The 25,310-nt window shown below is 45.0% G+C and carries 22 protein-coding genes, 1 tRNA gene and 1 riboswitch; of the genes, 13 read left to right on the top strand and 10 right to left on the bottom strand.

The window, feature by feature from the left end; translation table 11 throughout:
- Nucleotides 1-106 precede the first annotated feature (106 nt).
- From porK to BMX95_RS01160, 5 genes are all read right to left on the bottom strand, one after another.
- Complete coding sequence (gene porK, locus BMX95_RS01140; protein ID WP_177193671.1) at nt 107-1,381, bottom strand: T9SS ring complex lipoprotein PorK/GldK; 1,275 nt, start codon at nt 1,379-1,381, stop codon at nt 107-109.
- 154 nt (nt 1,382-1,535) lie between these two features.
- Nucleotides 1,536-3,623, bottom strand: a complete 2,088-nt coding sequence (locus BMX95_RS01145) for a thioredoxin domain-containing protein (protein ID WP_081199406.1) — start codon at nt 3,621-3,623, stop codon at nt 1,536-1,538.
- A 335-nt stretch (nt 3,624-3,958) separates the two neighbouring features.
- Nucleotides 3,959-4,756 carry a uroporphyrinogen-III synthase gene (locus tag BMX95_RS01150; RefSeq protein WP_081199905.1) on the bottom strand — a complete coding sequence of 266 codons (798 nt, stop codon included), beginning with the start codon at nt 4,754-4,756 and terminating at the stop codon, nt 3,959-3,961.
- A 25-nt stretch (nt 4,757-4,781) separates the two neighbouring features.
- Nucleotides 4,782-5,855 carry a DUF4271 domain-containing protein gene (locus BMX95_RS01155; RefSeq protein WP_133053895.1) on the bottom strand — a complete coding sequence of 358 codons (1,074 nt, stop codon included), beginning with the start codon at nt 5,853-5,855 and terminating at the stop codon, nt 4,782-4,784.
- Nucleotides 5,856-5,916: 61 nt separating this feature from the next.
- Entirely contained in the window at nt 5,917-7,725 is a 1,809-nt protein-coding gene (locus BMX95_RS01160) for a BamA/TamA family outer membrane protein (protein ID WP_081199402.1), read from the bottom strand.
- A gap of 46 nt (nt 7,726-7,771) precedes the next feature.
- Between BMX95_RS01160 and hemW the strand changes: the two genes are divergently transcribed.
- Entirely contained in the window at nt 7,772-8,896 is a 1,125-nt protein-coding gene (hemW, locus tag BMX95_RS01165) for a radical SAM family heme chaperone HemW (RefSeq protein ID WP_081199400.1), read from the top strand.
- 381 nt (nt 8,897-9,277) lie between these two features.
- Here the strand turns inward: hemW and BMX95_RS01170 are convergent, their stop codons facing one another.
- The 5 genes from BMX95_RS01170 to BMX95_RS01190 all read right to left on the bottom strand — a co-directional run bounded on the left by BMX95_RS01170 (nt 9,278) and on the right by BMX95_RS01190 (nt 16,023).
- Nucleotides 9,278-10,315, bottom strand: a complete 1,038-nt coding sequence (locus BMX95_RS01170) for an NAD(P)H-dependent glycerol-3-phosphate dehydrogenase (protein WP_081199398.1) — start codon at nt 10,313-10,315, stop codon at nt 9,278-9,280.
- Nucleotides 10,316-10,478: 163 nt separating this feature from the next.
- Nucleotides 10,479-11,849 carry an efflux RND transporter periplasmic adaptor subunit gene (locus BMX95_RS01175; RefSeq protein ID WP_081199396.1) on the bottom strand — a complete coding sequence of 457 codons (1,371 nt, stop codon included), beginning with the start codon at nt 11,847-11,849 and terminating at the stop codon, nt 10,479-10,481.
- A 38-nt stretch (nt 11,850-11,887) separates the two neighbouring features.
- Nucleotides 11,888-13,342, bottom strand: coding sequence for a TolC family protein (locus BMX95_RS01180; protein ID WP_081199394.1), 1,455 nt, complete (start codon nt 13,340-13,342; stop codon nt 11,888-11,890).
- A 173-nt stretch (nt 13,343-13,515) separates the two neighbouring features.
- Nucleotides 13,516-14,682 (bottom strand): trans-sulfuration enzyme family protein, encoded by a 1,167-nt coding sequence (locus BMX95_RS01185; RefSeq protein ID WP_081199392.1) that lies wholly within the window; start codon nt 14,680-14,682, stop codon nt 13,516-13,518.
- A 6-nt stretch (nt 14,683-14,688) separates the two neighbouring features.
- The gene (locus BMX95_RS01190; RefSeq protein WP_081199390.1) at nt 14,689-16,023 is read right to left on the bottom strand and encodes an APC family permease; all 1,335 of its coding nucleotides are present in this window, start codon (nt 16,021-16,023) and stop codon (nt 14,689-14,691) included.
- Between the two features lie 89 nt (nt 16,024-16,112).
- Here BMX95_RS01190 and BMX95_RS01195 point away from each other — a divergent pair, with 89 nt between their 5' ends.
- From BMX95_RS01195 to BMX95_RS01245, 12 genes are all read left to right on the top strand, one after another.
- A complete protein-coding gene (locus tag BMX95_RS01195) occupies nt 16,113-18,179 on the top strand; it encodes a TonB-dependent receptor family protein (RefSeq protein WP_242673097.1) in 2,067 nt (688 codons plus the stop codon).
- Between the two features lie 63 nt (nt 18,180-18,242).
- Nucleotides 18,243-18,442, top strand: a riboswitch (cobalamin riboswitch).
- Nucleotides 18,443-18,571: 129 nt separating this feature from the next.
- Nucleotides 18,572-19,141, top strand: a complete 570-nt coding sequence (locus tag BMX95_RS01200) for a DUF6580 family putative transport protein (RefSeq protein WP_081199388.1) — start codon at nt 18,572-18,574, stop codon at nt 19,139-19,141.
- A 118-nt stretch (nt 19,142-19,259) separates the two neighbouring features.
- Nucleotides 19,260-20,198 (top strand): ABC transporter substrate-binding protein, encoded by a 939-nt coding sequence (locus tag BMX95_RS01205; RefSeq protein WP_090519258.1) that lies wholly within the window; start codon nt 19,260-19,262, stop codon nt 20,196-20,198.
- Nucleotides 20,191-20,418, top strand: coding sequence for a cysteine-rich CWC family protein (locus tag BMX95_RS01210; RefSeq protein WP_081199385.1), 228 nt, complete (start codon nt 20,191-20,193; stop codon nt 20,416-20,418). The genes BMX95_RS01205 and BMX95_RS01210 overlap by 8 nt, the downstream gene beginning before the upstream one ends.
- On the top strand, nt 20,402-20,959 hold the full coding sequence (locus BMX95_RS01215; protein WP_081199382.1) for a bifunctional adenosylcobinamide kinase/adenosylcobinamide-phosphate guanylyltransferase: 558 nt from the start codon (nt 20,402-20,404) through the stop codon (nt 20,957-20,959). The genes BMX95_RS01210 and BMX95_RS01215 overlap by 17 nt, the downstream gene beginning before the upstream one ends.
- A 61-nt stretch (nt 20,960-21,020) precedes the next feature.
- Entirely contained in the window at nt 21,021-21,749 is a 729-nt protein-coding gene (locus BMX95_RS01220) for a Dph6-related ATP pyrophosphatase (RefSeq protein WP_242673096.1), read from the top strand.
- Nucleotides 21,750-21,772: 23 nt separating this feature from the next.
- Nucleotides 21,773-22,849: a nicotinate-nucleotide--dimethylbenzimidazole phosphoribosyltransferase gene (gene cobT, locus BMX95_RS01225; RefSeq protein ID WP_081199381.1), complete on the top strand. Its 1,077-nt coding sequence runs from the start codon at nt 21,773-21,775 to the stop codon at nt 22,847-22,849.
- Nucleotides 22,850-22,900: 51 nt separating this feature from the next.
- On the top strand, nt 22,901-23,713 hold the full coding sequence (locus BMX95_RS01230) for an adenosylcobinamide-GDP ribazoletransferase (RefSeq protein WP_081199379.1): 813 nt from the start codon (nt 22,901-22,903) through the stop codon (nt 23,711-23,713).
- A complete protein-coding gene (gene cobC / locus BMX95_RS01235; RefSeq protein ID WP_081199377.1) occupies nt 23,710-24,321 on the top strand; it encodes an alpha-ribazole phosphatase family protein in 612 nt (203 codons plus the stop codon). The genes BMX95_RS01230 and cobC overlap by 4 nt, the downstream gene beginning before the upstream one ends.
- Nucleotides 24,322-24,515: 194 nt before the next feature.
- Nucleotides 24,516-24,761 carry a GIY-YIG nuclease family protein gene (locus BMX95_RS35790; protein WP_081199375.1) on the top strand — a complete coding sequence of 82 codons (246 nt, stop codon included), beginning with the start codon at nt 24,516-24,518 and terminating at the stop codon, nt 24,759-24,761.
- Nucleotides 24,752-24,823 (top strand) — tRNA-Arg (locus BMX95_RS34795). Before BMX95_RS35790 ends, BMX95_RS34795 begins: the two co-directional genes overlap by 10 nt.
- Nucleotides 24,824-25,096: 273 nt before the next feature.
- A complete protein-coding gene (locus tag BMX95_RS01245) occupies nt 25,097-25,300 on the top strand; it encodes an Arm DNA-binding domain-containing protein (RefSeq protein ID WP_081199373.1) in 204 nt (67 codons plus the stop codon).
- The last annotated feature ends 10 nt before the right edge of the window (nt 25,301-25,310 follow it).

Below are 25,310 nucleotides of genomic sequence, written 5' to 3' on the forward strand. Positions count from 1 at the left end.
CGGGTTTTCAAAGGGTTGAGAGAATAAAATACCAGTTTGATTTTTTGTTAAATCAATCTCTAATAAAACGGATTAGCCGTTAAAAAATTTTACTCCTAATTAGATTTTAACGTTTCTTCTGCATTGCAGGTAAATCAATCACACAGCGGAAGCCAATGTATGACTTAGCTGTATCCATGTATTCATAACTACGGGTGCTCGTTTGAAGGAAGAAGCCTACGTCTTTCCAGCTACCGCCGCGAATTACCTTACGTTTCATACGTGGAGGTGCATCGTCGTTGGCATCGAAACGAATGTCTGGGTTCATATCGTGTTGGAAGTTGTAAGCGCCTTCGTAGAACAGAGAAGAAGTCCACTCTGATACGTTTCCGGCCATGCAATACAAACCAAAGTCGTTTGGCCAGTAAGCATCTGCACGGGCAGTATAGAAAGCTCCATCTTCTGGATAGTTACCACGGCCGGGTTTGAAGTTGGCCAGTAAGCAACCTTTCTTATTTCTCAGATAATAGTTACCCCAGGGGAACATTGATTGAGAACGACCGCCACGGGCAGCATATTCCCACTCTGCTTCTGTTGGTAAACGGAAATCTGATTCTGTAGGTTTTTTCTTAGACTCGAGGTAAGAATTGAGGTAGTGTGTTCTCCATTCGCAGAATGCACTCGCCTGTTTCCAGTTCACACCTACTACAGGGTAGTTGCCGAAAGCCGGGTGAACGAAATACCTTTTGGTCATTGGTTCGTTGTACGAATAAGAGAAGTCACGAATCCACACCAGGGTATCAGGATAGATAGCTACATTCTTTTTTACAATGAACTTAGAGCGGGGCACGCCTGCGTTTCCACGTTGAGCAGCTTCTTTCAGTTCAAATGTCTCCGAATGGTATATCAACTTCGAAGGATCGATTTCCTTTTTGCCGAAAATGCGGTTTTCAGGCGACAGGATCAACTGATCGATCTTCTCGATTGTTGCTTTGTCATCCCATTTAATGGTTTTGGCTTTTTTCCAGTCAACCTGGAAAGTGCCATCCACTTCTTTACCATACTGAAGCAGGGTGGCGCCAATTGAGTCGCGAACCCATTGCACAAACTGACGATACTCGTTGTTTGTGATCTCGGTTGCGTCCATCCAGAAACCATTAATAGAAATTTGTTTGTTACGGGCAGTATAAGCGTAGTTAACATCCTCATCGCTAGGTCCCATGTGGAATGTGCCTGGTGGTACATAAACCATTCCTGGAGGTCTGGTCAAATTGTACTTTGCAGCCGCAGATACGCCATGCAACTGACCGTCATCGGGCACGCCTTTTGAGGATTTTCCTACTTTGCCACATCCGGTAGCAATCAAGGCCACCAGCGCTGTTAAGGCGGATAGGTTCTTCATTTTCATAATATTAAAGGGTATTGGGCAAAAATAATGTTTTACCGACTTCATCACAAGAATAGAATTTATTTTTTAAAACTGCAATTACGTGATATAAGCTTTCATGTAAACGATACCGGAAATTGGATTATTGTATCCCTAAAATTTTAAATTTTTACACATTTTTCAGAAGACGGATCAAGTCGGATACTTTGTCTACAGGCGCGCTACACTGGTAGTTTTTACACAAGTAAATCTGCGTATCAGGATGTGGTGGTTTACTGGATAACAAGGGTAAATCACTATTTGCCTGGGGGGCAGTTTGGAGTACCCGGAATGGGATAAAATGCTGTAAAAACTCGCGCCTTACCAATTCAACGTCTTTTCCAATAATAGCTATTTCTGCGACTCCCCCTGCAATTGACAGTATCATGGTTGCCCATACGCCAAAAGAACCCGGATACCGATACACAGCCTGCTGTAGTCCTGCGCACATTTTAATGGCCCGCTCCTTCCAATCAGACATATCAAAAACAACGCCCAAGTACTGCAAATTAAAAGCCATTATTGCATTTCCTGAGGGAATCGCGCCATCATATACTTCTTTTTTACGCACAATTACATCCTGCTGCCCCTGGTGGGTATAATAAAAATATCCGGTGCCCTCCTCGCTGAACTGGTCAATTACCCATTGTGTCAAAGATTTTGCCTTATACAGGTAATCTGTTTTACCCGTGATCTCCTGTAAATAGATCAATGCCTGTATTAAATACGCATAATCGTCCAAAAAGGCTGGGTATTTGGCCACTTCTTTTTTATAGGTATGAAAAAATTCCTGGCCGTTTTGGGTGAACCGGTTCATGATAAATTCCATGTTCTCCTGCGCCACCCTTGCATAATGTGGATCACCAAACACACTGTACGCCTTGCTGTAGGCCGTGTTCATCAGCGCATTCCAGCCCAGCAGAATTTTATCATCAAGCTGGGGCCTTATTCGCCCTTCGCGGTGTTTCAACAGCTTTTCTTTGCCCCGTTGCAACAGATCCTGCAGCGTTTGTGTAGACAGGTTGTTGTCAAGCGCAAACTGGTTCAACGGTTTACGTATATTCAGAATATTTGTATGTTCCCAGTTGCCGCCTTCGGTAACATCATAAAATGTATTGAACAGGGCTGCATCCTGTTGTAAAACCGCTTCTATTTCGGCTTTGCTCCATACATAAAACTTCCCCTCTACCCCTTCGCTATCGGCATCCAGGGCTGAGTAAAAACCAGCCTCTCCCCTGCCCCCTCCAATAGAGGGGGAGTTTTGTGAAAACAGCTCCCTTTCCACAAACGACAGCGTTTCTGCCACCGCCTGTTTGTACAGTGGTTTTTGGGTCAGCTGCCAGGCATCGCATAACACCGATACCAGCAGCGCATTATCATAAAGCATTTTTTCAAAATGCGGTACCAGCCATTCGCTGTCGGTCGAATACCGGGCAAAACCTCCACCCAGGTGATCGTATAAGCCACCCTGTATCATTTTATCCAGACTAAGACAGGCCTGTTCCAACGCCTGCTCGTTGCCGGTTTTGTGGTAATAGCGGAGTAAATACCCAATCGTAAAGGTTTGGGGAAATTTGGGGGCATTTCCAAAACCGCCCTCCTGTTTGTCGGCTGTACCCATGATGTTGTTGAACATGGTATCGGCCTTCTCGCTCGAAAAAAGTGTTTCAATATCGATATCGCCTTCCACAGCCTGCTGGCCAAAGGAGTTGGATTGAATGATGTGTCCGGTTAAATTGGTAGCCTGTGCATCTATATCGTCCCGTTTTTCGGTCCAGGCATTGGCCACTCCTGTTAATACATCGTGCCACGAAGGCCGGTTATAAATCGCTTTTGGTGGGAAATAAGTGCCGCCATAAAAAGGGCGTCCATCGGGAGTAAGAAAGATGTTCAGGGGCCAGCCGCCACTGCCAGTCATGGCCTGTACGGCGTCCATATAAATATGGTCAAGATCGGGCCGCTCTTCCCTGTCTATCTTGATATTGATAAAACGCTCATTCATGAGAGCGGCCGTTTCCTCATTTTCAAAACTCTCCTTTTCCATAACATGGCACCAGTGACAGGCAGCATATCCAATGCTTACCAATACCGGTTTATCTTCCTGTTTTGCCCTGCCAAGCGCCTCATCGCCCCAGGGGTACCAGTCTACGGGGTTATGAGCGTGCTGTAACAAGTAGGGACTTGTTTCCTGAGCCAGCCTGTTCGTGTGTTTTGCCATGCTTAAATGTAGCTGATTTCAAATATAAGTGGAAAAGGAAACCGTAAAATGGTGGAAAATCACCATTTACAATGTTAACGGAAATACAACACAGATAGGAATTATTGCAAAACGTGTTCCGCGGCAGAAAGGCAGAAGGCCCTCCTGCGTTTAGTCAATGCCTGTTTTAAAAAATCCGCTCCTGGGAGAGCCTGTCCCCCTTTGCGGGAGGTAGGGGTGGGTTTGGGCTAAAAAAACAAAGGCACCCCGGTTATCGGAATGCCTTAAATTATTTGTATTGTTTATTAGTCTTTTCTTGTTAACTCGCAACTTGTTAACCTGTCAACTACATTAACCTACTTCTTCTTATGCAGCGCTAAATATTGCTCCAACGCCGCTACCATAGAGGGAGCCTGTGGCGCTGGCGCCTTAATATCCAACGTTAAACCGGCATCTTCCACTGCGCGGGAAGTATTGCTGCCGAACGCGCCGATACGGGTACCGTTCTGTTGATAAGCTGGAATGTTATCGAAAAGACTTTTTACACCGCTGGGCGTAAAAAAGCAAATGATGTCGTATTCGGTTTTTGTCAACAGCTCCTTTACATCACAGCTGATAGTGCGGTACATGTATGGGGTGGCAAATTCACAATTGTTTGCTTTGAGCCAGCTCACAATCTCATTATCCTGCTGGTTTTCGGAACAAGGGTATAGGAACTTCTCGTTTTCCTTATGTTTGTTGATCACATCAAACATACTCTTGTTCGTACTGTCGGCCCCGTAAAATACCTTGCGCTTGCGATACAGAATAAATTTCTGCAGATACAGGGCAACCGCCTCAGTAATGCAGAAATACTTCGTATCCTGCGAAATACTGATCTTCATTTCCTCGCAAATGCGGAAGAAGTGGTCAATAGCGTTGCGACTGGTAAATATTACAGCTGTATAATTAGGAATCTCTATCTTTTGCTTGCGAAACTCTTTGGCGGGAATGCCTTCAAGACGTATAAATGGCTGGAACTCCAATTCAACACTGTACTTTCTGGCCAATTCAAAGTACGGTGATTTATCGGTTTCCGGCCTGGGTTGAGTAATCAGGATTTTTTTAATGGTGTTTGTAGCTGCTGCTACATTTTTAGCCCCGTTTTTAACCATATTAGCTACGTATGGATTTGCAAAGTTAATAACTTCTTTCCACAAAAATCAATAACACCTTGTAAATCAATAAAAGGGGTGCTATTTCGAAGGCGCAAAGGTAAACAAAAAAATGGAATCTTGAGAGTTTAATCTCATTTCGAACTGGCCTGTATGCTATTATAAACCGGTAAATAAATAATATAACAATAAAGAAATAAGTCAAAGTCATTAAAATAGTCAAAAACTGCCCTTTGGCAAAGGCCATAAACAATAAAGCCGGCAATAAATAGATCCCCAACATCTTGTTAACCAGGAACACAATGAAAATGTAGGTATCGGTCGCCGATCTGATATTGAACATCCAGCCTATCATTTTAAGCAGAATGAACTTACCTATATATATGGTAGCCAGTAGTACACAACAGTAAAATAACAACAGCCAGTGGTTCATGCCCGGTACTATATTATAATAGTCAGCCACAAAACTCAGGAACAACCCGGTGGAGATCACAAAAAGGATATTCAGGAACAGGGATGGTAAAGGCGATTGCAGCACCTGGTCCCTGATCTGCTGATGCCGCATGGTAACCCTGAAAAACAGGGTGTTAAGGTTATCGAGGTACTTCAGGAACGCAATCCGGATGAACCCGTAAAAGAACAGCAGCAGGCACAGAAAGTAAAACATGCTTTCATCCCGGCTTTCCTTTTTCAGCTGTTCGGTGATCAATACCCCTTTTCCGTAAAAATTATAGTAGGGATGGTCGCGTAAGGCATTTTGAAAACCCTCCAGGGTTGGCTGGGGTTCGGGAATGCCGCCTTTTACTACACTGGCTACAGGGATCCCGGAATCAGGACGTGTAGCGACGGTAACCGGCGGGCGTATAGCTTTTACGCTGTCAACCGTATCGCGCCGGGCAGCGGTATGCGCTGAATCGGCCAATACTTTGGCAGCGGTATCCCTTTTCCGTGCAGCGGTGTCTTTTTTCCGTGTCACGGTATCTCGTTTAATACCGGGTGTATCGCGTTGTTCCCGGGAAGGAATAGTATCCTTTCCGCCTTGTGCAAGCGACACTATCATTAAGCAACAACAAAAAGCAAGTAGTATCAGTTTCTTCACAGGGAACTTTTGGGTTTGCAAAAATATTGTAGTGCCGGCATTGCCCGAAATGTATTTATGCTCAAAAATAATTAAGGTAACCTATATGGATCTTTGATTGCCGTAAGTTAAACTTCGTATCATCGCGCTTTCCCACCGCATACGACAAATTAAAAATACCTGCTTTTGTTTCAAAGGCCATCCCGAATCCTGTACCCCAGTAATAGTTACTCGCCCGGGCATATACACTCGCATTTTTCGACCAGCCGCCATCTATAAAATAGCTCAGGTACGAATTTCGCCCAACCAGGTACCGGTACTCCAGGGTGCCAATGGCAAATTGTGATGCAAAAATGCTTTCTTCATCAAAACCACGCAATAATTTATATCCACCAATTTGAAATAATTCGTTCCTGAAAATGGCCGGACTTTGATACCACCCGCCATTAATGGCCGATTTAAGGGTGCTGAACCGGGTCAATTTAAAATAATGCGCCATATAACCTTTCAGTTTGAACTGGTAACTGTTCAGCTGAACCGTATCGTACAGGCTGTTGAAATCGAAGCTGGGGTCGCTTTCATCTTTCAAATTCAATATTGCCGGGTTCTTTTTGATCTTTTTTGAACCCGCCGTTACATTGATCAGCCATTCATTTCCTTTTCTGGGGTTGAACCGGTAATCGGTATTGTACCATTCGTAGTTAAAACCGAGGTTTACCGATCGGATGTCCGCCTGCTCGGGCAGAATGTGATTGGTCATGATGCCAATGGTATCAATTGTAAGCACATTGGTTTGAAAACTTTGTATATATACGCTTCCACCCTGACTTGCCGACAATGAATATTGGGCCCCAATTTGCATATTGATATTTACGTAGGACGAGTCTTTCTTGAATAAATTAAAACTGGCGTTCAAGCCAAAGGGCGAACCAAACAGGTAGGGTTGCTGAAACAGCAGGTCAAGCCGGGGCGATTTAACCTGCAACTGCTGCCAGTTTATCCCAATGCTTTCGCCATTGCCCAATGAGTTCTTTAAGTTAATAGTGGCTTCGCCGGTTACCTGCAGTTTGTTATTTTCAGTTTGGGTACTGGAAGGCAAAAAGCCCACCAGCACATTGATCTGACTGCTGCGTTTGGGCGCCAGGTATACATTCAGAATGGAACCGGTGCCCAGCATGGTCATGTTCCAGGGCTGTTTTTCTTCCACATACCCCAGGTCGTTCAGTTTTTTGCTTATTGCCATCAGCCTTTCCTTTTTGTAATAACTGCCATTCATAATGCCGAGGTAGCGTTGTAAAAAGGTAGAAGAAATGCTGGCCTTGCCAAAATTGCGAATGCTATCGATCTTATAGAGGGGTCCTTTGTTAATATTCAGGTGCGCTTCAAACCGCTGATTTATAAAGGTGATGCTGTCGAGTTTGATCTTGGCAAACGGGTAGCCGTTGTTCTCCAGGTAGTCGAGTAATTTTTGCTGGGCGCCTACTACCTGGTCAAAACTCAGGGCCTGATTTTTGGCATTCAGGTTAATGGCATCAAGCAGTTTTTTATTGGCTGAATCAACCTGCAAATGGGCCCATTCAAATGTTTGGCCTACATACAGGGAACACACGGCCTTATTGGTTTCATAAAAAACAGTATCGAGGGAAGCGGCAGGATACCCTTTTGATTGCAGCAGATCGGGCAGTTTGTTTACATAGTCCCGGGCCAGTTCCTGGTTTTTGAAATTTGAATCCAAACGCAGGGTAGAAAAAAGGAAAACCGAATCTTTATCCACGGCTTTTATTTGTAACCGGTATTGGGCAGGTAGCAAAAAGGGAAGAACCAGCCAAAAGGCAAGCACTATCCCAAAGCGTGTACGGTTATATACAACTACCTTTGCAGTCCGGAACATCCTGGATTTATTAAACTATAATATTCGAACAAAAATAAGGAATACGATGGCAGGCATTTATTTACATATCCCGTTTTGCAGGCAGGCCTGTCACTACTGTAACTTTCACTTCTCCACCTCATTGAAGCTAAAGAACGAATTTGTGCAGGCTTTATTGAAAGAAATAAGGCTGCAAAAGAATTATCTACCTCCGGAAACGGTGAACACCATCTATTTTGGCGGCGGCACCCCTTCCCTTTTAACACAGGAAGAAGTGTCGGCTATTCTGCAGGCGTTACGCCAGCAATTTGAAGTGGCGCCCAATGCCGAGATCACACTGGAAGCAAACCCCGACGACATCTCCGAACAAAAACTGCAGGAATGGAAACAGGCGGACGTTAACCGGTTAAGCATTGGGGTGCAGTCTTTTTTTGAGGAAGACCTACGCTGGATGAACCGGGCGCATACGGCCCAACAGGCCATCGACAACCTGAAACTGGCCCGGCGGTATTTTGATAATATGACCATGGACCTCATTTATGGCGGCCCTACCCTGCCCGATGACCACTGGCAGCAAAATGTGCAACAAGCCATAGCACTGGGCATTCCACATATTTCAGCGTACGCGTTGACCGTAGAACCGGGCACGGCCCTGGCCTCCCTGATAGATAAACACAAAACAACCGATGTAAATACCGATGACCAGGCCCGTCAGTTCCTGTTACTGATGGATTGGTTGAAAGAAGCCGGTTATGAGCATTACGAGATCTCGAACTTTGCCCTGCCCGGCATGCGTAGCCGCCATAACAGCTCTTACTGGCAGGGAGTCCCTTACCTGGGCTTAGGCCCTTCCGCCCATTCCTTTAATGGCAAATCCCGCCAATGGAACATTGCCAACAATGCGTTGTATATAAAGTCGCTAAACGAAGATAAAGTTCCCTTTGAGGTAGAAACGCTTACCCATACCCAGCGGTTAAACGAATACATTATGACCTCGCTGCGCACCATCGAGGGGCTGGATCTGGCCTGGGTAGTGGCCCAGTTTGGTGAAAGAGAAGCCAACCAGATACAACGGTCTGGCCAGCCTTTTATCGATAGCGGTAAAATGCGGTTCTACAATAACCACCTCCAATTAACCAAAGACGGGAAACTGTTTGCCGATGGTATAGCCGCTGAATTATTTGCCTCCTAAAGGAAATATTGCCGGTAAATCTGTGACAAAACAAGGTTATAACGAGGACTTAACAGGGATAAATTCCTTTCCAGGTCCCGGTTATGTCCCTGTTAGGTCCCTGTTATGTCCTTGTTATGTCAAATTTGAATGGAGTAAAGCAGACACAAAAAAAGCCCCCCGATGCATCGGGGGGCTCTATGGATAATCAATATGTTACGCCTGTTTTAGGCCGAGTGATGGTCTTTTTTAACGAGTTTGATTACCTCGTTGATGATCACAATGCAGGCCAGCACCAGCATTGCAGTAATTCCATATGGTCCTAAAGAGAAAGGCATAATTCAAATATTAGTCGTTGAAAGGCCATAAATATTACAACCTGGCCAGGAAAATGTTTGCTATTCAGACCAGTGTTTTTTCTACAAGATTAAAGCCTTTGCGTGGTTTAACATTTTCCCACAGAATACGGTAAACGGTTTCGGCTATGGGCATTTCGGCCCCTATTTGCTGATTTACCAGGTAAATACATTTGCTGGCATTATACCCTTCGGCCACCATATTCATTTCGAGCTGTGTGGCCCGTACCGAATAGCCCTTGCCGATCATATTACCAAAAGTTCTGTTACGACTGTACAACGAATAACAGGTTACCAGCAGATCGCCCAGGTAAACCGATGCGGCATAGTTGGGTGTTTTGCGGTGCGTTACCGGGTCTTCGCCATCATGCACACCCACTTCAATGTGTTGTATGCCTACCTTCTTCAAAAAGCCCGCCATTTCATCGGCGCAATTGGCTATAAGTACACTTAAGAAATTATCGCCATATTCCAGGCCATGGGCAATACCGGCGCCCAGGGCATAAATGTTTTTCAGTACAGCGGCATATTGCACGCCATATACATCCGGATTAACAATGGTATTGAGGTAGGGGGTAGTAAAACAAGCGGCTATTTTTTTTGCCATCGGCACATCGATGCCCGAAAAAGTGAGGTATGATAATTTCTCCGAAGCCACTTCCTCTGCGTGGCAGGGACCCATTACCGTGAAATAATCTGACAACGGCAGTTTGAATGCCTGTTTCAGGTGATCGTTCAACAATAAATTATTATCGGGTAGAATGCCTTTTACTGCCGAAAGCACCTTCTTGCCTTCAAAAGCATTGGCTGGTAAATTGTTCAGCGTGGCCGTTACATAAGCCGATGGAGTAGCTATTAAAATGCAATCACTGGCTGCAATGGTTGCCGCTATATCGGTACCCAGGTTCACCAGGTTGGTATCGAAATATACCGAGCTTAAATAGCCGGGATTATGATGCCGTTGTTGCATGTGATCCACTATCTCCTCTGACCGTACACACCAGTTTATCGATTGTTTGTTATCTGTACAAATTTTCGCCAATGCTGTAGCCCAGCTCCCACTTCCTATTATTCCCAGTTGCATGTAGTTGTTCGTTTTGTCCCCAAAAGTAAGAAATACAGCTTAAAGCTGTTAGCCTTAAGCTGTAAGCCAATACACCCCTACGCGGCAATAAAGCAAATGCAAAAGCCATAAACACCTGATCAAAGACCGAAGGCGCTTATGGCTTATTGCTTACGGCTTACAGCTATTTCTTCACTTCAAATAACTTATCCTTAGCTACCACTTTAACTTTCATGCCGTCTTTTAATGTTTTGCTGATAACGTTATAAGGGGCTACGATAATTTCGTCACCCGCTTTCAGTCCTTCGGTTACTTCTATGTTGTTGATGTCCTGAATACCGGTTTTCACTACTATCTTTTTCACCGTACCATCTTTTTGTAATACAAACACCACTTCATCGAGATCGGTAGCTGTTGTTTTTTCTTCCTCCTTTGAATTGTCTTTGGGTTTATCCTTGTCTTTATCTTCCCCTACTATTTTATCAGTGCCTTTTTCGCGGGTGCTTACGGCGTTGATGTTGGCAGACAGTACATTCGCTTTTGTTCTGGTTTGAATATCAGCGCTGGCATTCATACCGGGGCGGAAAGGGAAATACCTTGGTCTGGAAGGATCGAACAGATCCTGGTACGACTCACGCAACAAACGAATGTGTACTTTGTAATTGGTTACATCGTTAGAGGTGGCTGCGGCTGCACTGGCCGTAGTGTTACTGCTGGCAATCTGGGTAACAATACCTTTGAATTTGCGATTGTTGTAGGCGTCTATTTCAACCAGCGCAGAATCGTACATCTTTACTTTTGGTATATCATTCTCCCCAACATCTACCTGCACTTCAAAGATACCCATATCGGCAATGCGCATCATTTCGGTACCGGCCATCATAGAGTTACCCACTACCCTTTCACCGGCTTTTACATTCAGTAATGATACCGTACCGCTCATGGGCGATAATACGGCAGTACGGCTAAGGTCTTTATTAGCTCTTTCAAGACTGGCTACTGAACTGGCAATACCGGCCTGGCCGCTGCGAATGTTTTGCACCGCTGCATTGTAATTGGCCTGTGCAGTACGGAATGAATTTTCCGCCTGTTCAAATTCTGCATTGGAAATGATCTTATCGGCCAGCAGTTTCTTTTGACGTTCGTACGTACTTTTTGCCAGGTCAAGGGCCGACTGCAGGCTTTCCAACTGCGCCTTACTGTTATCTACCATGGCCTGCTGGCGGTTTACTTCCGCAGCAGCCTGGTTACGCTGGGTAGAATAGATATCGGCATAAATTTTTGCCAGCACCTGGCCCTTACGAACACTATCCCCTTCTTTTACCTGCAGCTCTACTATTTCACCCGAAATATCAGGACTTACTTTTACCTCAACCTCGGGATATACTTTTCCGCTGGCGTTAACGGTTTCTGTTATATTGCGGGTCTCTACTTTTTCCGTGGCTACTTTCAGCCCTTCGTCTTTTCCAATAACGCCGGCGCTTTTTAGTCCTACCAGCCCTATTACCAGTATCACAAGGCCTATAAAGATCCACAATAATTTTTTCTTCTTCATAATGAATGGTTGGTTCGGTTTAGAATCTCATGTACAATTTATAATTTGATCCCCTGCCCTTTATAAAACTCCAGCACCTTTAATTTAAAAACATAATCGAATTGGGCGGTGGTCATATCGGACTGGGCCTTGTTCATATTGTTCTGACTGATCAACAGATCGAAGGTATTTAACAAACCCACTTCATATCTTTTCTTTGCCACGTCGTATGATTTTTGAGTTATTTCAAAGGTACGTTTGGTAGCGTTGAACTTTTCCAAAGCAGCAGAAGCATTGTAATAGGCTTTGTAAATATCGTTCTGTAAGGTTTGATTGATAATGGCCTTGTTCAACTCTGCATTTTTAAGATCGAGTTTTGAGCGTTGATAATTAAAGCGGGCATTACCACCGCTGTTTATGGGAACGGCTATACTCAATCCAAGGCTTTGCCGGAAGTTGTTATTCATTTGAAGGCCCCAGCCATCCCATCGCTCCCCAAAGGTTTTCTTTCCCGTGTTTATCTGTAAATCGGGGGTCAATACAGGATACTCTGTTCCGCTGATACTTACCAGGTCGCCACTAGGCGTAACTCCTTTTACCGTATAGCCGGTTACTTTGTCGCGGGTACTTGAAAAGTTGGTTCCCAGCGAACCGCCTACTGAAATGGTGGGGAATAAGGCTGCCCGGCTGCTTTTCATGGACGCTTCCAACGACTGAATTCGCAAGGCATTTGCCTTTTGTGCCGGCTGATTTTGCAATGCTATCTGGTATACGGTTTCAGGTTGTAATTGCAGAATAGGTTCAACGGGGATTGTTTCTACAGGCGGCGTGGCAATATCGAATAGTTTACCGGCATCGATATTCAACACCTGTTTTAACAGCAACAGGTTTTGATCGGCTGTAGCCCTCGCAGTAATATAATTGGAGCTATCGGTAGCATACTGTCCTTCCAGTGTAAGCGCATCCAGTTCGGGAGCTGCACCAGCGGCCACCCTTTTTTTTGCCACTTCCCACTGTTCTTTTGTTTGCTGCATTTGCACACTGGTAATCTGGATCTGTTGCCGCGACAACAATACCTGCAGGTAATAAGTGGCCACATTCAATGCCACATCGTTCTTTGTTTTTTCAATATCCATTTTGGCGGCATCGGTAGTAAGATCGGCCGAAATGATATTATTGCGGATGCGGTGCCAGTTAAAAACGGTGATGCCTGCACTGACGCCATATGACTGGTATAATAACTCGTTACTGGTATACAGGTTGGTGGTGGGGTCAATAGACCGGCCCCATTGCAAACCGGTATTGGTACTGAAGTCGGCATTGGGGTATTGCGACCACCGGGCCTGCTTTTCGTTCACCTCGGCTACATTGGCCTGCAGGCTGGTTTGCTGCACCGTTAAGTTGTTGGCCAATGCATATTCAACACAACGGCGCAGGTCCCACTTTTCCTGGGCCTGCATACCGTACGGCAGGTAACAGACAAGGAGCAGTAAAAGGGTCTTACTTCTTTTCATATTCCAAAAGTAATTGTAATGAAAGGCGAATGATGGTGTTTTTGATAAACGGTCAGTTAAATTATGGCGTTGCAAATAACGCCATTAGGTGGGGTTGCCCCCACCCTGATATGATCAATAAATTTTATTTACAATGTTTCCTACACGGCTGCCTTCCTGTTACCTGCTAAAATCTACCGGCTTTTAGCAAAAGCCTGTTCATAGTCTGCAATCAGGTAATCCGGGTCTTCGAGGCCCACATAAAACCGGATCATTTTATGTGCGCGATTGCCGGCATCGAAGTTTTCCGGTAAAATGGAGGCACAACGGGGAATGGCCAGGCTTTCATGGCCGCCCCAGCTTACAGCCATTAGAATGTGTCGCAAGGATTCGCAGAAGGTTACAATCTGGTCCATTTTTTCTGCCTTCATTACCACGGTAAATAATCCACAGGCGCCACTCATTTGCTTTTTGGCCATTTTATACTGCGGAAAAGAGGGATCGAAGGGGAAGATCACTTCTTCCACCTGGGGGTGGTTTTTCAGGTAGTCGACCACTTTCCGGGTACTTTGTGAAATTCTTTCTAACCGAACGGGCAGGGTACGCAGACCGCGGATCAGCAGCCAGGCATTAAACGGGGTGATGCCATTACCCATGTTCAGCAATTCATTGTCGAAGATCTTCTTCATCATTTGGCGGGTGCCGGTCAATACCCCGGCTACCACATCGCTGTGGCCGCCTATATATTTGGTAGCCGACTGCAACACCATGTCAATGCCCATGGCCACCGGTTTCTGAAACAGGGGCGTGCAATAGCTGTTATCACAAATAGTTATAATATTTTTCGACTTTGCCAGGCTGGCAACGGCCTGCAGGTCCTGCAGCTGAAAATCCCAGCTGTTGGGCGATTCCAGATAAATGATCTTTGTATTGGGACGAATGGCCTGTTCAAAATTCTCTATGCGGGTGCCATCGATATAGGTGGTGCTGATGCCAAAGCGGGGCAGGATGTTATCGAACATTCTTTGCGCCCAGGTATAAGGGGCCCGAACCGAAACAATGTGGTCACCTGATTGTACATTCGAAAAAACCGAAGCGAAGATGGCGGAGGCGCCGCTGTTAAACACCAGGCAGTCTTCAGCCTCATCGAGCGCGGCCAGTTTTTGCCGTAAAATATCTACTGTTGGGTTTAAACCGCGGCTATACAGGTAGGTGCTAAATTCATCTTCGAACACTTTACGCAGATCAGCCACCTTCTTAAAAGCAAAATTGCTGGTTTGCATAATGGGGGGAGAAATGGCACGGAAGTACTGCTCGCGATCTTCTCCTAATTCGTTCAAAATGTACGATAGATCATTCATGTGACTTTAGTTTGGTTGAGGAGATTTCTTGAATATGCGTAACACAAAATATAGTGCGAAAAATACTGCGAATGTCAATGCGCTTACCCACGCCGCTTTGGGGGTATTGATCGCTATGCTGGTGCCGATAAACAGGTACGCTGCAATAAAGATCAGGGGCAGCAGCGGATACAGCCTCATGCGATAACTATTTTTCTCATCCCCGCCCATTCCCCTTTTCCGTAAAATGAAAATAGTGGCTGCCGAGGTGGCCATACCAATAGAATCTAAAAAAATAGTGTGATTAAGGATCTCGTCGAACGATTTGCCATAGAATAATGTAATAAGGCTCAGCGCTGCGAATGCCGTGAGCGAAACCACTATTACATTTCTTTTTGCGCTTACTTTCTTAAATACAGCCGGTAACACCCCTTCATCACTCATAGCATACATAACACGAGGGTTACTCATCAACAATACATTTACATAGGCCAGCACAGACAGGAATAAGAGTACCGATAAAATGGTGAATCCTTTTTCCCCAAACAATTTACCGGCAAGTATGGCAGCTATGGATTGTGCTCCTTTTAAAGTTCCGAAACCTATTACCTTGTAGTAGGTGTAATTAATTGTAATATACAGCAACATTATGATAGCAATGCCAAAAAATATCCCTTTTGGTAAAATTTTTGACGGATTCGCTACCTCACCCCCAAAGTTTATCGTTTGTTGATAGCCGCCATACGTAAAGCTTACGGCTACGAGGCAGGCCCCGAAGGCCTTTATAACACTCATGAAATCAGCCGGCGCAGCCGGGGTTGGAGTATACGTAGTGGCATAGTCGCCGGTAAATAAAGCGCTTATCAGAAAAACCACCACGCCTATTTTTATGACCGTTAGCACATTCTGGGTTCGGGCACTCATTTTAAGCCCCAGCAGGTTCACCCCATAAAAGGTGATCACCGCAATGGTTGAAATGACCAGCTTAATGGTATTGATATTGCTGCTTCCTTTAAACAGTACGTTCGCCAGGTATTCTGAACCAATAAGAGCCACGCCGGCCAGGGAAGCGGCATTAGACACCAGGATGATGCAGTTGATGGCAAAGGCGATAGACGGATGATAACAATATGAAAAGATCTTATAATAACCGCCGGTTACCGGTAACCTTGAACCAATTTCGGCATAGGTCAATGCCCCACACAACGCAATGAGGCCGCCGATGATCCAGGCAAGAAAAAACATGTTGGCCGAGCCTGCCTGCCGGGCTACATTTACCGGGGTACGAAAAATGCCCATGCCTATTACCAGGCTGACGACGATCATGGTGAGATCGAATAAGTTTAATCGGGTCGACTTCATTAATGGAAGTATTAAAGTTTGCGGTGGACTTTATTAACCCAAGTTAATCATATTTGCATTTACCTTTAGGGCTAATTCATGCAATGATAATGAAAAGCTGTATCCTTATCTTATTGGCAATTATTGTGGCCTGCCCGCTGCATGCACAAAAAAATCAAACGACCGATTCCACCCGAACTTTACAAGAGGTGGTGGTGAAAGCATATGAACAAAACCGGCAATTGAAAGAAGTGTCGGCAGCCATCAATGTTATCAATACGGACCAGTTAAAACGCTATAACAATACAGGTTTGTTACCGGCCCTGAATGCCACGCCCGGCGTGCATATGGAAGAACGTTCGCCCGGCAGTTACCGGTTAAACATACGCGGCAGTACCCTGCGTTCGCCCTTTGGTGTGCGCAATGTAAAAGTTTACTGGAATGGCATTCCTTTTACAGACCCCGGTGGTAATACTTATCTGAACCAACTCAGTTTTTATAACGCCAGCAGTATCGAAATTCTGAAAGGACCCGCCAGTAGTTTATATGGCGCCGGTACAGGCGGCGCCGTGCTGATCAACAGCCAAAGCAACGACAGACCGGCTGGCATAAACCTGCACTATGCAACCGGCAGCTATAATTTACAAAACATAAATGCCCAGGTTACCCTGGGTGACAGTGATCATAACAACACTTTTGGCTACACCCATCAAACCAGTGACGGTTACCGTGACAATACCCGCATGCGGCGTGATGTGGCCACCTGGGAAACGCTTTTCAAAGCAAATGAGAAACAACAACTGTCGGCGTCGGTGCTGTATGGCGATCTTTATTACCAAACACCCGGTGGTTTAACTGCCGCGCAATACAAAGACAATCCCCGTTCGGCCCGGCCGGCAGCAGGCGCTTTTCCCAGTGCCCAGGATGCCCAGGCTGCTATATATCAGAAAACATTTTTAGCAGGCATTACCCATCAATACCGGTTCACCGAAAACTTTCAAAATACCTCGGTGGTATATGGTGCTTTTTCAAATATAAAAAACCCCACCTTCCGCAATTATGAAAGAAGAAGCGAACCGCATTTTGGCGGCCGCACTATGTTCACTTTAAATAAGCAATGGCAGGAAACCAATTTGCAGGTATCATTTGGCGGCGAAGGCCAACGTGGTTTTTTCAATACCAAAACATTCGGGAATATAGGCGGTAACCCCGATACGGTTCAAACCGATGACGACATCGACAACTACATCTATTCATTTTTTGCACAAGCCGATCTTCATTTAAAGGGCGACTGGTCATTGAGCGCCGGCGTGAGCGTTAATAAATCATCCATTACCATTACCCGGCTTACCGGTCCCGAAACCGGAAAACTGAATGCCACGTTCAACAGTGAATGGGCACCCCGGATCGCGCTTTCAAAAAAGGTTATCCCTGGTTTGTTGCTGTATGCTAGTTTATCGCGTGGTTTTTCACCCCCCGGTACTGCAGAAATATTGCCATCTACCAGCATCATCAATACCGATCTGCAGGCCGAACATGGGTTGAACTATGAAGCTGGCTTTAAAAGCAGCTGGTTTCAACAACGCCTGTATGTAGAAGTGAATGCATTTTATTATCAGTTGCAAAATGCCATTGTACAACGGCGCGATGCCAGCGGGGCCGATTATTTTGAAAACGCTGGCAGCACCAAACAACGCGGTATTGAATCACAGATCAGCTATCAGCTATTGCCTCATAAAAACCGGTTTGTGAGCACCGCCCGCATTTGGGCAAGCCATACCTACAACAATTTCCGTTACCAGGATTTTAAGGTAGTGACCACTGATTACTCCGGCAACAAACTGCCCGGTGTACCCAGGCATACGATAGCCGCCGGTTTGGATGTTACTACCCGTCCCGGCTGGTACATTAACCTTACCTGGTTTTACAATGATCCGCTGGCATTGAACGATGCCAATACCGATATGGCCACCTCCTATAACCTGGCCGGGGGCCGCACAGGCTGGCGCACCCCCTTGAGTAAAACACTCATAATGGACGTTTTTGCCGGGGTTGACAATGTATTTGATGTGACCTATAGCCTGGGGAACGACATTAATGCCACCGGTGGCCGGTATTTCAATGCGGCACCGGGCCGAAATTATTTTGGCGGCGTATCATTCCAATACCGGTTTTAATAGCCCTTTAATGTATTGATTTCCCATATCAAAAAAATATATTGAAGGAATGGCAACACCCCCTATTTTTGCCTCGTAATTGGTTCTGATCCCGGACGAGCCGGGCGGATTAAAAGGGAAACCGGTGTAAATCCGGCGCTATCCCCGTAGCTGTAAACTCCTGTAATTCTGTTCAATCTTCAAACCACTATCTAAGTGTAATATGATGGGAAGGTGTTGAACAGGGAGCAAGCCAGAAGACCTGCCAGTTACATTGTTGCATCAACGAGCTTTCGGGTGAAAGGCCGGGATGAAATCAGTCTTTACTACATAAGACCATTTCATTTCCTATTTGGACACTCCCGCAAGTTCAACCTGAACCGTACAATATAATTATACAAAAAAACACGCTTATGTCAGTTTTGAAGATCAACCCACGGAACGCCATATTACTTATCATGATATTGGTAACAGCAGCAATGCGTTTGTTTGCCATTAATGGTTATGGCCCGCTTACCGTGTTCACGCCCATTGGCGCTATGGCTTTATTTGGGGGTGCTTATTTTACCGGGAATGTAAAACCGTTTGCTTTTCCTTTACTCACCTTGTTTATAAGTGACCTGGTGTTATCGTTCACCGTTTACTCGCAATACCGTGTTGGTTTGTTGTATTCAGGCTGGTACTGGACGTATGGCGCTTTTGCCCTGATGACCATTGCCGGTAAACTGATCATTCGCGATATTACCATCAAAAGTATTGTGATAGCTGTAATTGTATCAACCCTTATTCACTGGCTGGTAAGTGATATTGGCGGCTGTCTGGTTGAAAATAAATTCTCTTTTCCGGTTTATTACACCCGACTGATCACTGCCATTCCTTACGAATTGCGTTTCCTGGCCGGAACAGCTATTTACAGCACTATTCTGTTTGGTGCGTTTGAGTGGTTACAAAGAAGATATACTTCCTTGCAACCTGCACACTAATTGTTACAGGTTACAGGTTTCAGGGAATACATTAAATGCCCTGGAACCTGTAACCTGAAACTTTCAACAGCATCTCCTCTTGCTCATTTCTTTTCTTTATTTCTAATTCCTCATTATTATGACTGCATCTTCCTTCTTGCCCGCTGCTACAAAAATGATCTATGATATGGGTTTGCAACACCTGTTGCAGGGTATTACGTTCGAATGCCCGCACGAGGCGTTGGAAGAAAAACAAAAAGTAGTACGCTGTGTACTGGAAGGTAATAACTATAGCAGTACTGAGATTGATAAAATATTCTCCGCCTCCAAGGCACAGGGCAAAAGTTTGTATTATGTTGATGAGGAAGTGCTGCAGGCTATTTCGCCCGATGTAATTTTTACGCAGGATGTTTGTGAAGTGTGCCAGATAGATACGGCCTGTACCGCTGCCGCAGTAGCCAAGCTGGAAAAACAACCGCAGCTGATACCCCTTACGCCCAACACCCTGCACGATGTATTCAATACCGCTGTTACCATAGCCACCGCCATGGGCAGCGAAGAAGCAGCTTACACTTACCTGGCTGCCTTACAAAATAGAATTGATGCCATCATAGATGGCTTGCGTTTACATAAAGCACCGCCCAAACGGGTAATGGTAATGGAATGGCTGGCCCCTATATACAATTGCGGTCACTGGATCCCATACCAGATAGCTTATGCCGGCGGTATCGATATGCTGTCGAACCCCGGTGGTGACAGCATTGTTACCATGTGGGAAAAGATTGTGAAATACGATCCGGAAGTATTGGTGATAGCCCCCTGTGGTTTTACCATTTCCCGAGCAGGAGAAGAAATTCATTTACTCACTGAGAAAAAGGAATGGGATCAGCTGACAGCAGTGCGTAACAATGCAGTGTTCCTGGCCGATTACGACCTGTTCACCCAACCCAGCGCCAGCACATTAACAGATGGTATCGAATTAATGGCCGCGTTGTTTAACCCTAACCTGTTTACAGTACCTGCACACCTGCAGCATAAATACCGCCCGCTTCATCAACTAACACCGGCACATGTGTAAGCATGAACAAAAAACCTGTCCGCGTTGCCAGGCCCCCTTTGAATGTAAAGTGGGTGATGTAATGCATTGCCAGTGTTATGGTATTATCTTCACTACCGATGAAAAAACATTTATAGAAGAACGGTATACCGATTGCCTTTGCCGTAATTGTCTGCTCGAATTAAAACAGAAGTACACGCTATTCAAGGAAAAATATTTTATTAATGGTAACACCCGATAGCCTCCACCCGGCCCTCCCGACGAGTCGGGAGGGAGGAATTATTTTTATAACTGGAGGAGCGCGTAGCGGTAAAAGCCGCTATGCCCAGCAACTGGCCCTTCAGTTAAGCAATGCACCTGTTTATGTAGCCACTGCCCGCCACTGGGACGATGATTTTGAAAAACGTATTCAACGCCACCAGGCTGAAAGAGATGAACGCTGGACAAGCATCGAAGAAGAAAAACACATCAGTCAACTGCCTTTTTCAGACAAAGTAGTGGTGATGGATTGTGTTACGTTATGGCTCACCAATTTCTTTACCGATACCAAGTATGATGTTGACGCCAGTTTGCAACAAGGTAAATTGGAAATAGATCAGCTGGATACCACCAACAATACTTACATCATCATCAGCAATGAACTGGGAATGGGCATGCATGCCGAGACCGAGATCGGCAGAAAATTCACCGATCTGCAGGGCTGGATGAATCAATACATAGCTCAGAAGGCCAATAAAGTGGTGTTTATGGTGAGCGGGATTGCGATGACAATAAAGGGGTGAGTTGTCAGTAGTGAGTGGGTTCCCTTCGTTTTTAGCTCAAAATTAATAGTAACATTTTGTGATGGCAGCTTCGGCATTATCATACATGAATTGGAGCGGTGGAAAAGATTCATCGCTCTGTTTGCATTATATACAACAGGATAAACGGTACCAGGTTGATTGTTTGCTTACCAGCGTGAATGCAGCGCATGACCGGATATCCATGCATGGAGTCAGACGTTCCTTACTGGAAGCGCAGGCAGCATCGATTGGTTTGCCATTGCAAACTATTGAGCTGCCCGAACAACCAGGTATGCAGGAATATGAACAGGCTATGATGAATAAGGTAACCGCCTTAAAGAATAATGGATACAATAATGCCATCTTTGGCGATATCTTTCTGGAAGACCTGAAACGATACCGGGAAGAAAAACTGGCTACCGTAGATATTCAATGTGTGTTCCCTTTATGGAAAATATCCACCACCCAGCTGATGCAGGAATTTCTGCAACTGGGTTTTAAGGCCATCATTGTATGTGTGAATACCAAATTTCTAGATAAAAGTTTTTGCGGTCGTATAATAGATGAATCATTCGTGCGTGACCTGCCCGCTAACGTAGATGTATGCGGGGAGAATGGTGAATATCACTCATTTGTTTTTGACGGGCCCATTTTCAAAAACCCTATTCCATTTACCAAAGGGGAGATGGTGTACCGTACTTACCAGGCGCCGGCACAGTCAGCCGATACCTGTAACCCTATGGATCAGCCTTCGGAATATGGATTCTACTTTTGTGACCTGTTATCCTGATCATTCAAATCAACATTATTAATATGGCTGCGCCTTATAAACTTACATTCGAAGAACAATTACGACACATCATCGATAATAAAACCAAACCACCTGGTGCATTAGGCAGGCTGGAAGAAATAGCCCTGCAAATTGGTTTAATACAACAAATAACAAACCCGGCGATTCAACATCCGCATATTGTTGTATTTGCCGGTGATCATGGCATTGCCAAAACCGGCCTGGTAAATGCCTATCCACAGGAAGTGACGGCGCAAATGGTATTGAACTTTGCGCAAGGAGGCGCAGCGATCAATGTATTCTGCCGGCAAAATAAACTAACCCTGAAGGTGGTGGATGCAGGTGTAAATTTTGATTTTACCTCCATGCCTGTGAAGGTTATCAATGCCAAGATAGGGTTCGGCACAAAAAATTATCTGAATGAACCTGCCATGACGATTGTCGAAGCGGAACAAGCAATCGAAAAAGGCAGATCCATCGTGCGTCAGTTGGCCGCTGATGGCTGCAACTGCATTGGGTTTGGAGAAATGGGCATTGGCAATACGTCATCAGCCACCCTTCTCCTAAGCGCAATAACCGGATTACCAGTTGTTGAATTCACCGGCAGGGGTGCAGGATTAAACGACGATCAATTGCAAAAGAAGATCGATACCCTGCAACAGGTTTATGAAAAACACGCATTGAATACATTGGGCCAACAACCTATTGAGCTGTTATCAAAGGTAGGTGGTTTTGAGATCGCCATGATGGCCGGAGCTTACCTGGAAGCCGTTCATCTGAAAATGATTGTGCTGGTTGATGGGTTTATTGCTACGTCTGCACTGTTGGTTGCGAACGAAATATTCAGGTTAACAAAACAACCATCGGCTATACCAGGCTGGACAACCCTGATAGACCATTGTATTTTTGCGCATACCAGTCAGGAAGCGGGTCATGAGAAGATCTTACGGCACTTAGGTGTTACGCCCTTGCTGCATCTTGCTATGCGATTGGGTGAAGGCACAGGTGCCGCATTAGCGATGCCGATGGTACAAGCCGCTGTTAATTTTCTGAATGAAATGGCCAGCTTTGAAAGTGCCGGTGTAAGTAACAAGGAATAATTTAACGAAGCGTGCCACGGTTCGTAACCGTGGCACGCCTTAATTTCAAGAATGAAAAAAGAACTACGCATATTTTTTACGGCTATGATGTTTCTTACGCGGTTGCCCGTACCGCGTTTTACCGATCATTCGCCCGATTACCTGGAGAAATCAGTCCGCTATTTTCCTTTGATCGGCTGGATGGTGGCAGCCCTGAGTGCACTGCCTTTTCTTATTTTCAATAAATACATCAGTGAAGATATTGCGATAGTAGCTTCTATCATTGCCGGGATACTAACCACAGGCGCTTTTCATGAAGACGGGTTCGCCGATGTGTGTGACGCCTTTGGCGGTGGCTGGACAAAAGAAAAGATCCTGCTGATCATGAAAGACAGCAGACTGGGTTCGTATGGTGTAATAGGGATGATGGCCATCCTGTTCTGCAAATTCTTATTACTAAAAGAGCTGCCTAAATTCACACCAGATCTGCAGGCACCTTCTATAAATATCTTCTACAACTATCGTTACTTTTTATTGACGTTATTTGCAGCCCATTCATTAAGCCGGTTAATGCCCGTACTGGTGATGCGCTACTACGAATATGTAACCGATCCCGACACCAGTAAATCGAAGCCGACCGCTGCCCAAAAGCCAACATTCCCGGCCTTGCTGGTGCCTATTATTACGGCTTTGATCCCTTTTGTATTTATGCCCTGGCAATTTTTGCTGACTATTATACCTGTGGTGTATATTGCATTCAGCCTGGCAAAGTATTTTAAGAAATGGATCGGAGGGTACACCGGCGATTGCCTCGGTGCTATTCAACAGGTAAGCGAGTTGAGTTTTTATTTAAGCATGATCATTATCTGGCGCTACGTTCTATGATTTACCTTATACGACATACTACTCCACTTATTGAAAAAGGTATTTGTTATGGTCAGTTAAATATCGACGTAACAGATTCTTTTGAGGCAGAAGCCAGCCAGATTCAACAAGTGCTGCCGGCAGACATTGGGCAGGTGTATAGCAGTCCGCTCATGCGCTGCCATAAATTGGCCAGCTATTTATTTCCCGGCCAAACCATTCACCTGGAGCCTGCCCTGATGGAACTGGCTTGCGGCGAATGGGAAGGCGTGCATTGGGATGCTATTCCTTCTGAAGTGATCGATCCCTGGATGAAGGATTTTGTGAATGTAGCCATTCCCGGTGGTGAAAGTTATACGCAAATGCATAGCCGGGTAACGCAATGTTTTACCCGCATTGCCGAAGGACCCAAACCCGTAGCTATTGTTACGCATGGCGGCGTTATCAGAAGCATTTTGTCGCACATTACAAATACGCCCCTGGTTGATTCATTTGGCGCCTTCAAGATCAGTTATGGCTGTGTAATGCAGCTACAGGCTGGTGCTACAGGATTGCTTCACGAGACTCTGCACCATATTACTACAGAAAAGGAACAGCATAAGCCCAGTAACTTCAAAAAGCAGGGGTAAAAGGTCTGGAATTGAGCGATCCGGAGGATTTTTCCCATAATTATTGTATTAATTATCAACCTTTCGGAGATTTGGCAATTTTATGTTAGATTTGCCGCCCATTTCGGTACTCGTAGTACAATGCCCGCCCGTACCGAACGGTACGTTCGGGCGGGGATAGTATGCAAGTCGTACTAACAAATATGTAAAAAATTGTGTTCTACGCTTACGTCATAAAAAGTCTGAAAACAACCTTTTATTATAAGGGTCATTGTGAAGACTTACACTTAAGATTAAAGCAGCACAATTCAGGAATGACTGATTCAATAAAAGCGTATCTTCCTTTTGAGATAGTTTATTTTGAAGAGTTTGAAACCAGAGAAAAAGCAATAAAAAGGGAAAAATACTTCAAAACTGCTGCAGGCAGAAAGTTCTTAAAAACTAAATTATCGGTCTCGTAGTACAATGGATAGTACGCAAGTCTCCGGAACTTGATATTCCAGTTCGATTCTGGACGAGACCACTCTCTAAGTCCAGATTTGTAGTAACGAAAGTTTTATACCCGTATAAAATGTTGATTTTGTACGGGTTTTTTGTTTTTGGGCGACAAATACTAACATGGGTTTACCTGCTTATACAACCGCTTCAAGGGAGCATGAAGGGAGCAGAGCATTATTTTTATTTTGCTCCCTCCAAGTTCTAAAACCCTTGCTGCGATTGGGTTTGACCGAAAAAAGTAAGTGAAGAGAGGACTTGAGCGATGGAAACAATATTCGGTTAACAAAAATGTGTTTGTATGAAGACGGGAAATCAAAACCTATTTATCCTGTTCCAGCTATTCAAAGGCCGTGGGAAGAATGGCAAATCAGCCATTTATTTACGCTTTACCATTAATCAGAAAAGGGTTGAATTATCAACCAATCTTTACGTTGATCCCAAAGCCTGGGATTCAGAAGGACAATTTGTAAAAGGCAAAAACGGAAGAAATCCAAACCATTAACAGACGGCTT

The sequence above is a fragment of the Niastella yeongjuensis genome, assembly GCF_900110245.1.
In the GTDB taxonomy this organism is placed as follows: Bacteria; Bacteroidota; Bacteroidia; order Chitinophagales; family Chitinophagaceae; genus Niastella; species Niastella yeongjuensis.

What these genes read in the sequence shown, in the direction of transcription:
- cobC (WP_081199377.1), top strand. Translation starts at nt 23,710, where the DNA reads ATGATTTACCTTATACGACATACTACTCCACTTATTGAAAAAGGTATT.
- BMX95_RS01190 (WP_081199390.1), bottom strand. Translation starts at nt 16,023, where the DNA reads ATGAAGTCGACCCGATTAAACTTATTCGATCTCACCATGATCGTCGTC.
- BMX95_RS01185 (WP_081199392.1), bottom strand. Translation starts at nt 14,682, where the DNA reads ATGAATGATCTATCGTACATTTTGAACGAATTAGGAGAAGATCGCGAG.
- hemW (WP_081199400.1), top strand. Translation starts at nt 7,772, where the DNA reads ATGGCAGGCATTTATTTACATATCCCGTTTTGCAGGCAGGCCTGTCAC.
- porK (WP_177193671.1), bottom strand. Translation starts at nt 1,381, where the DNA reads ATGAAGAACCTATCCGCCTTAACAGCGCTGGTGGCCTTGATTGCTACC.
- BMX95_RS01175 (WP_081199396.1), bottom strand. Translation starts at nt 11,849, where the DNA reads ATGAAGAAGAAAAAATTATTGTGGATCTTTATAGGCCTTGTGATACTG.
- BMX95_RS01230 (WP_081199379.1), top strand. Translation starts at nt 22,901, where the DNA reads ATGAAAAAAGAACTACGCATATTTTTTACGGCTATGATGTTTCTTACG.
- BMX95_RS01170 (WP_081199398.1), bottom strand. Translation starts at nt 10,315, where the DNA reads ATGCAACTGGGAATAATAGGAAGTGGGAGCTGGGCTACAGCATTGGCG.
- BMX95_RS01160 (WP_081199402.1), bottom strand. Translation starts at nt 7,725, where the DNA reads ATGTTCCGGACTGCAAAGGTAGTTGTATATAACCGTACACGCTTTGGG.
- BMX95_RS01220 (WP_242673096.1), top strand. Translation starts at nt 21,021, where the DNA reads ATGGCAGCTTCGGCATTATCATACATGAATTGGAGCGGTGGAAAAGAT.
- BMX95_RS01245 (WP_081199373.1), top strand. Translation starts at nt 25,097, where the DNA reads ATGAAGACGGGAAATCAAAACCTATTTATCCTGTTCCAGCTATTCAAA.
- cobT (WP_081199381.1), top strand. Translation starts at nt 21,773, where the DNA reads ATGGCTGCGCCTTATAAACTTACATTCGAAGAACAATTACGACACATC.
- BMX95_RS01210 (WP_081199385.1), top strand. Translation starts at nt 20,191, where the DNA reads ATGTGTAAGCATGAACAAAAAACCTGTCCGCGTTGCCAGGCCCCCTTT.
- BMX95_RS01215 (WP_081199382.1), top strand. Translation starts at nt 20,402, where the DNA reads ATGGTAACACCCGATAGCCTCCACCCGGCCCTCCCGACGAGTCGGGAG.
- BMX95_RS01145 (WP_081199406.1), bottom strand. Translation starts at nt 3,623, where the DNA reads ATGGCAAAACACACGAACAGGCTGGCTCAGGAAACAAGTCCCTACTTG.
- BMX95_RS01195 (WP_242673097.1), top strand. Translation starts at nt 16,113, where the DNA reads ATGAAAAGCTGTATCCTTATCTTATTGGCAATTATTGTGGCCTGCCCG.
- BMX95_RS01180 (WP_081199394.1), bottom strand. Translation starts at nt 13,342, where the DNA reads ATGAAAAGAAGTAAGACCCTTTTACTGCTCCTTGTCTGTTACCTGCCG.
- BMX95_RS01205 (WP_090519258.1), top strand. Translation starts at nt 19,260, where the DNA reads ATGACTGCATCTTCCTTCTTGCCCGCTGCTACAAAAATGATCTATGAT.
- BMX95_RS01200 (WP_081199388.1), top strand. Translation starts at nt 18,572, where the DNA reads ATGTCAGTTTTGAAGATCAACCCACGGAACGCCATATTACTTATCATG.
- BMX95_RS01150 (WP_081199905.1), bottom strand. Translation starts at nt 4,756, where the DNA reads ATGGTTAAAAACGGGGCTAAAAATGTAGCAGCAGCTACAAACACCATT.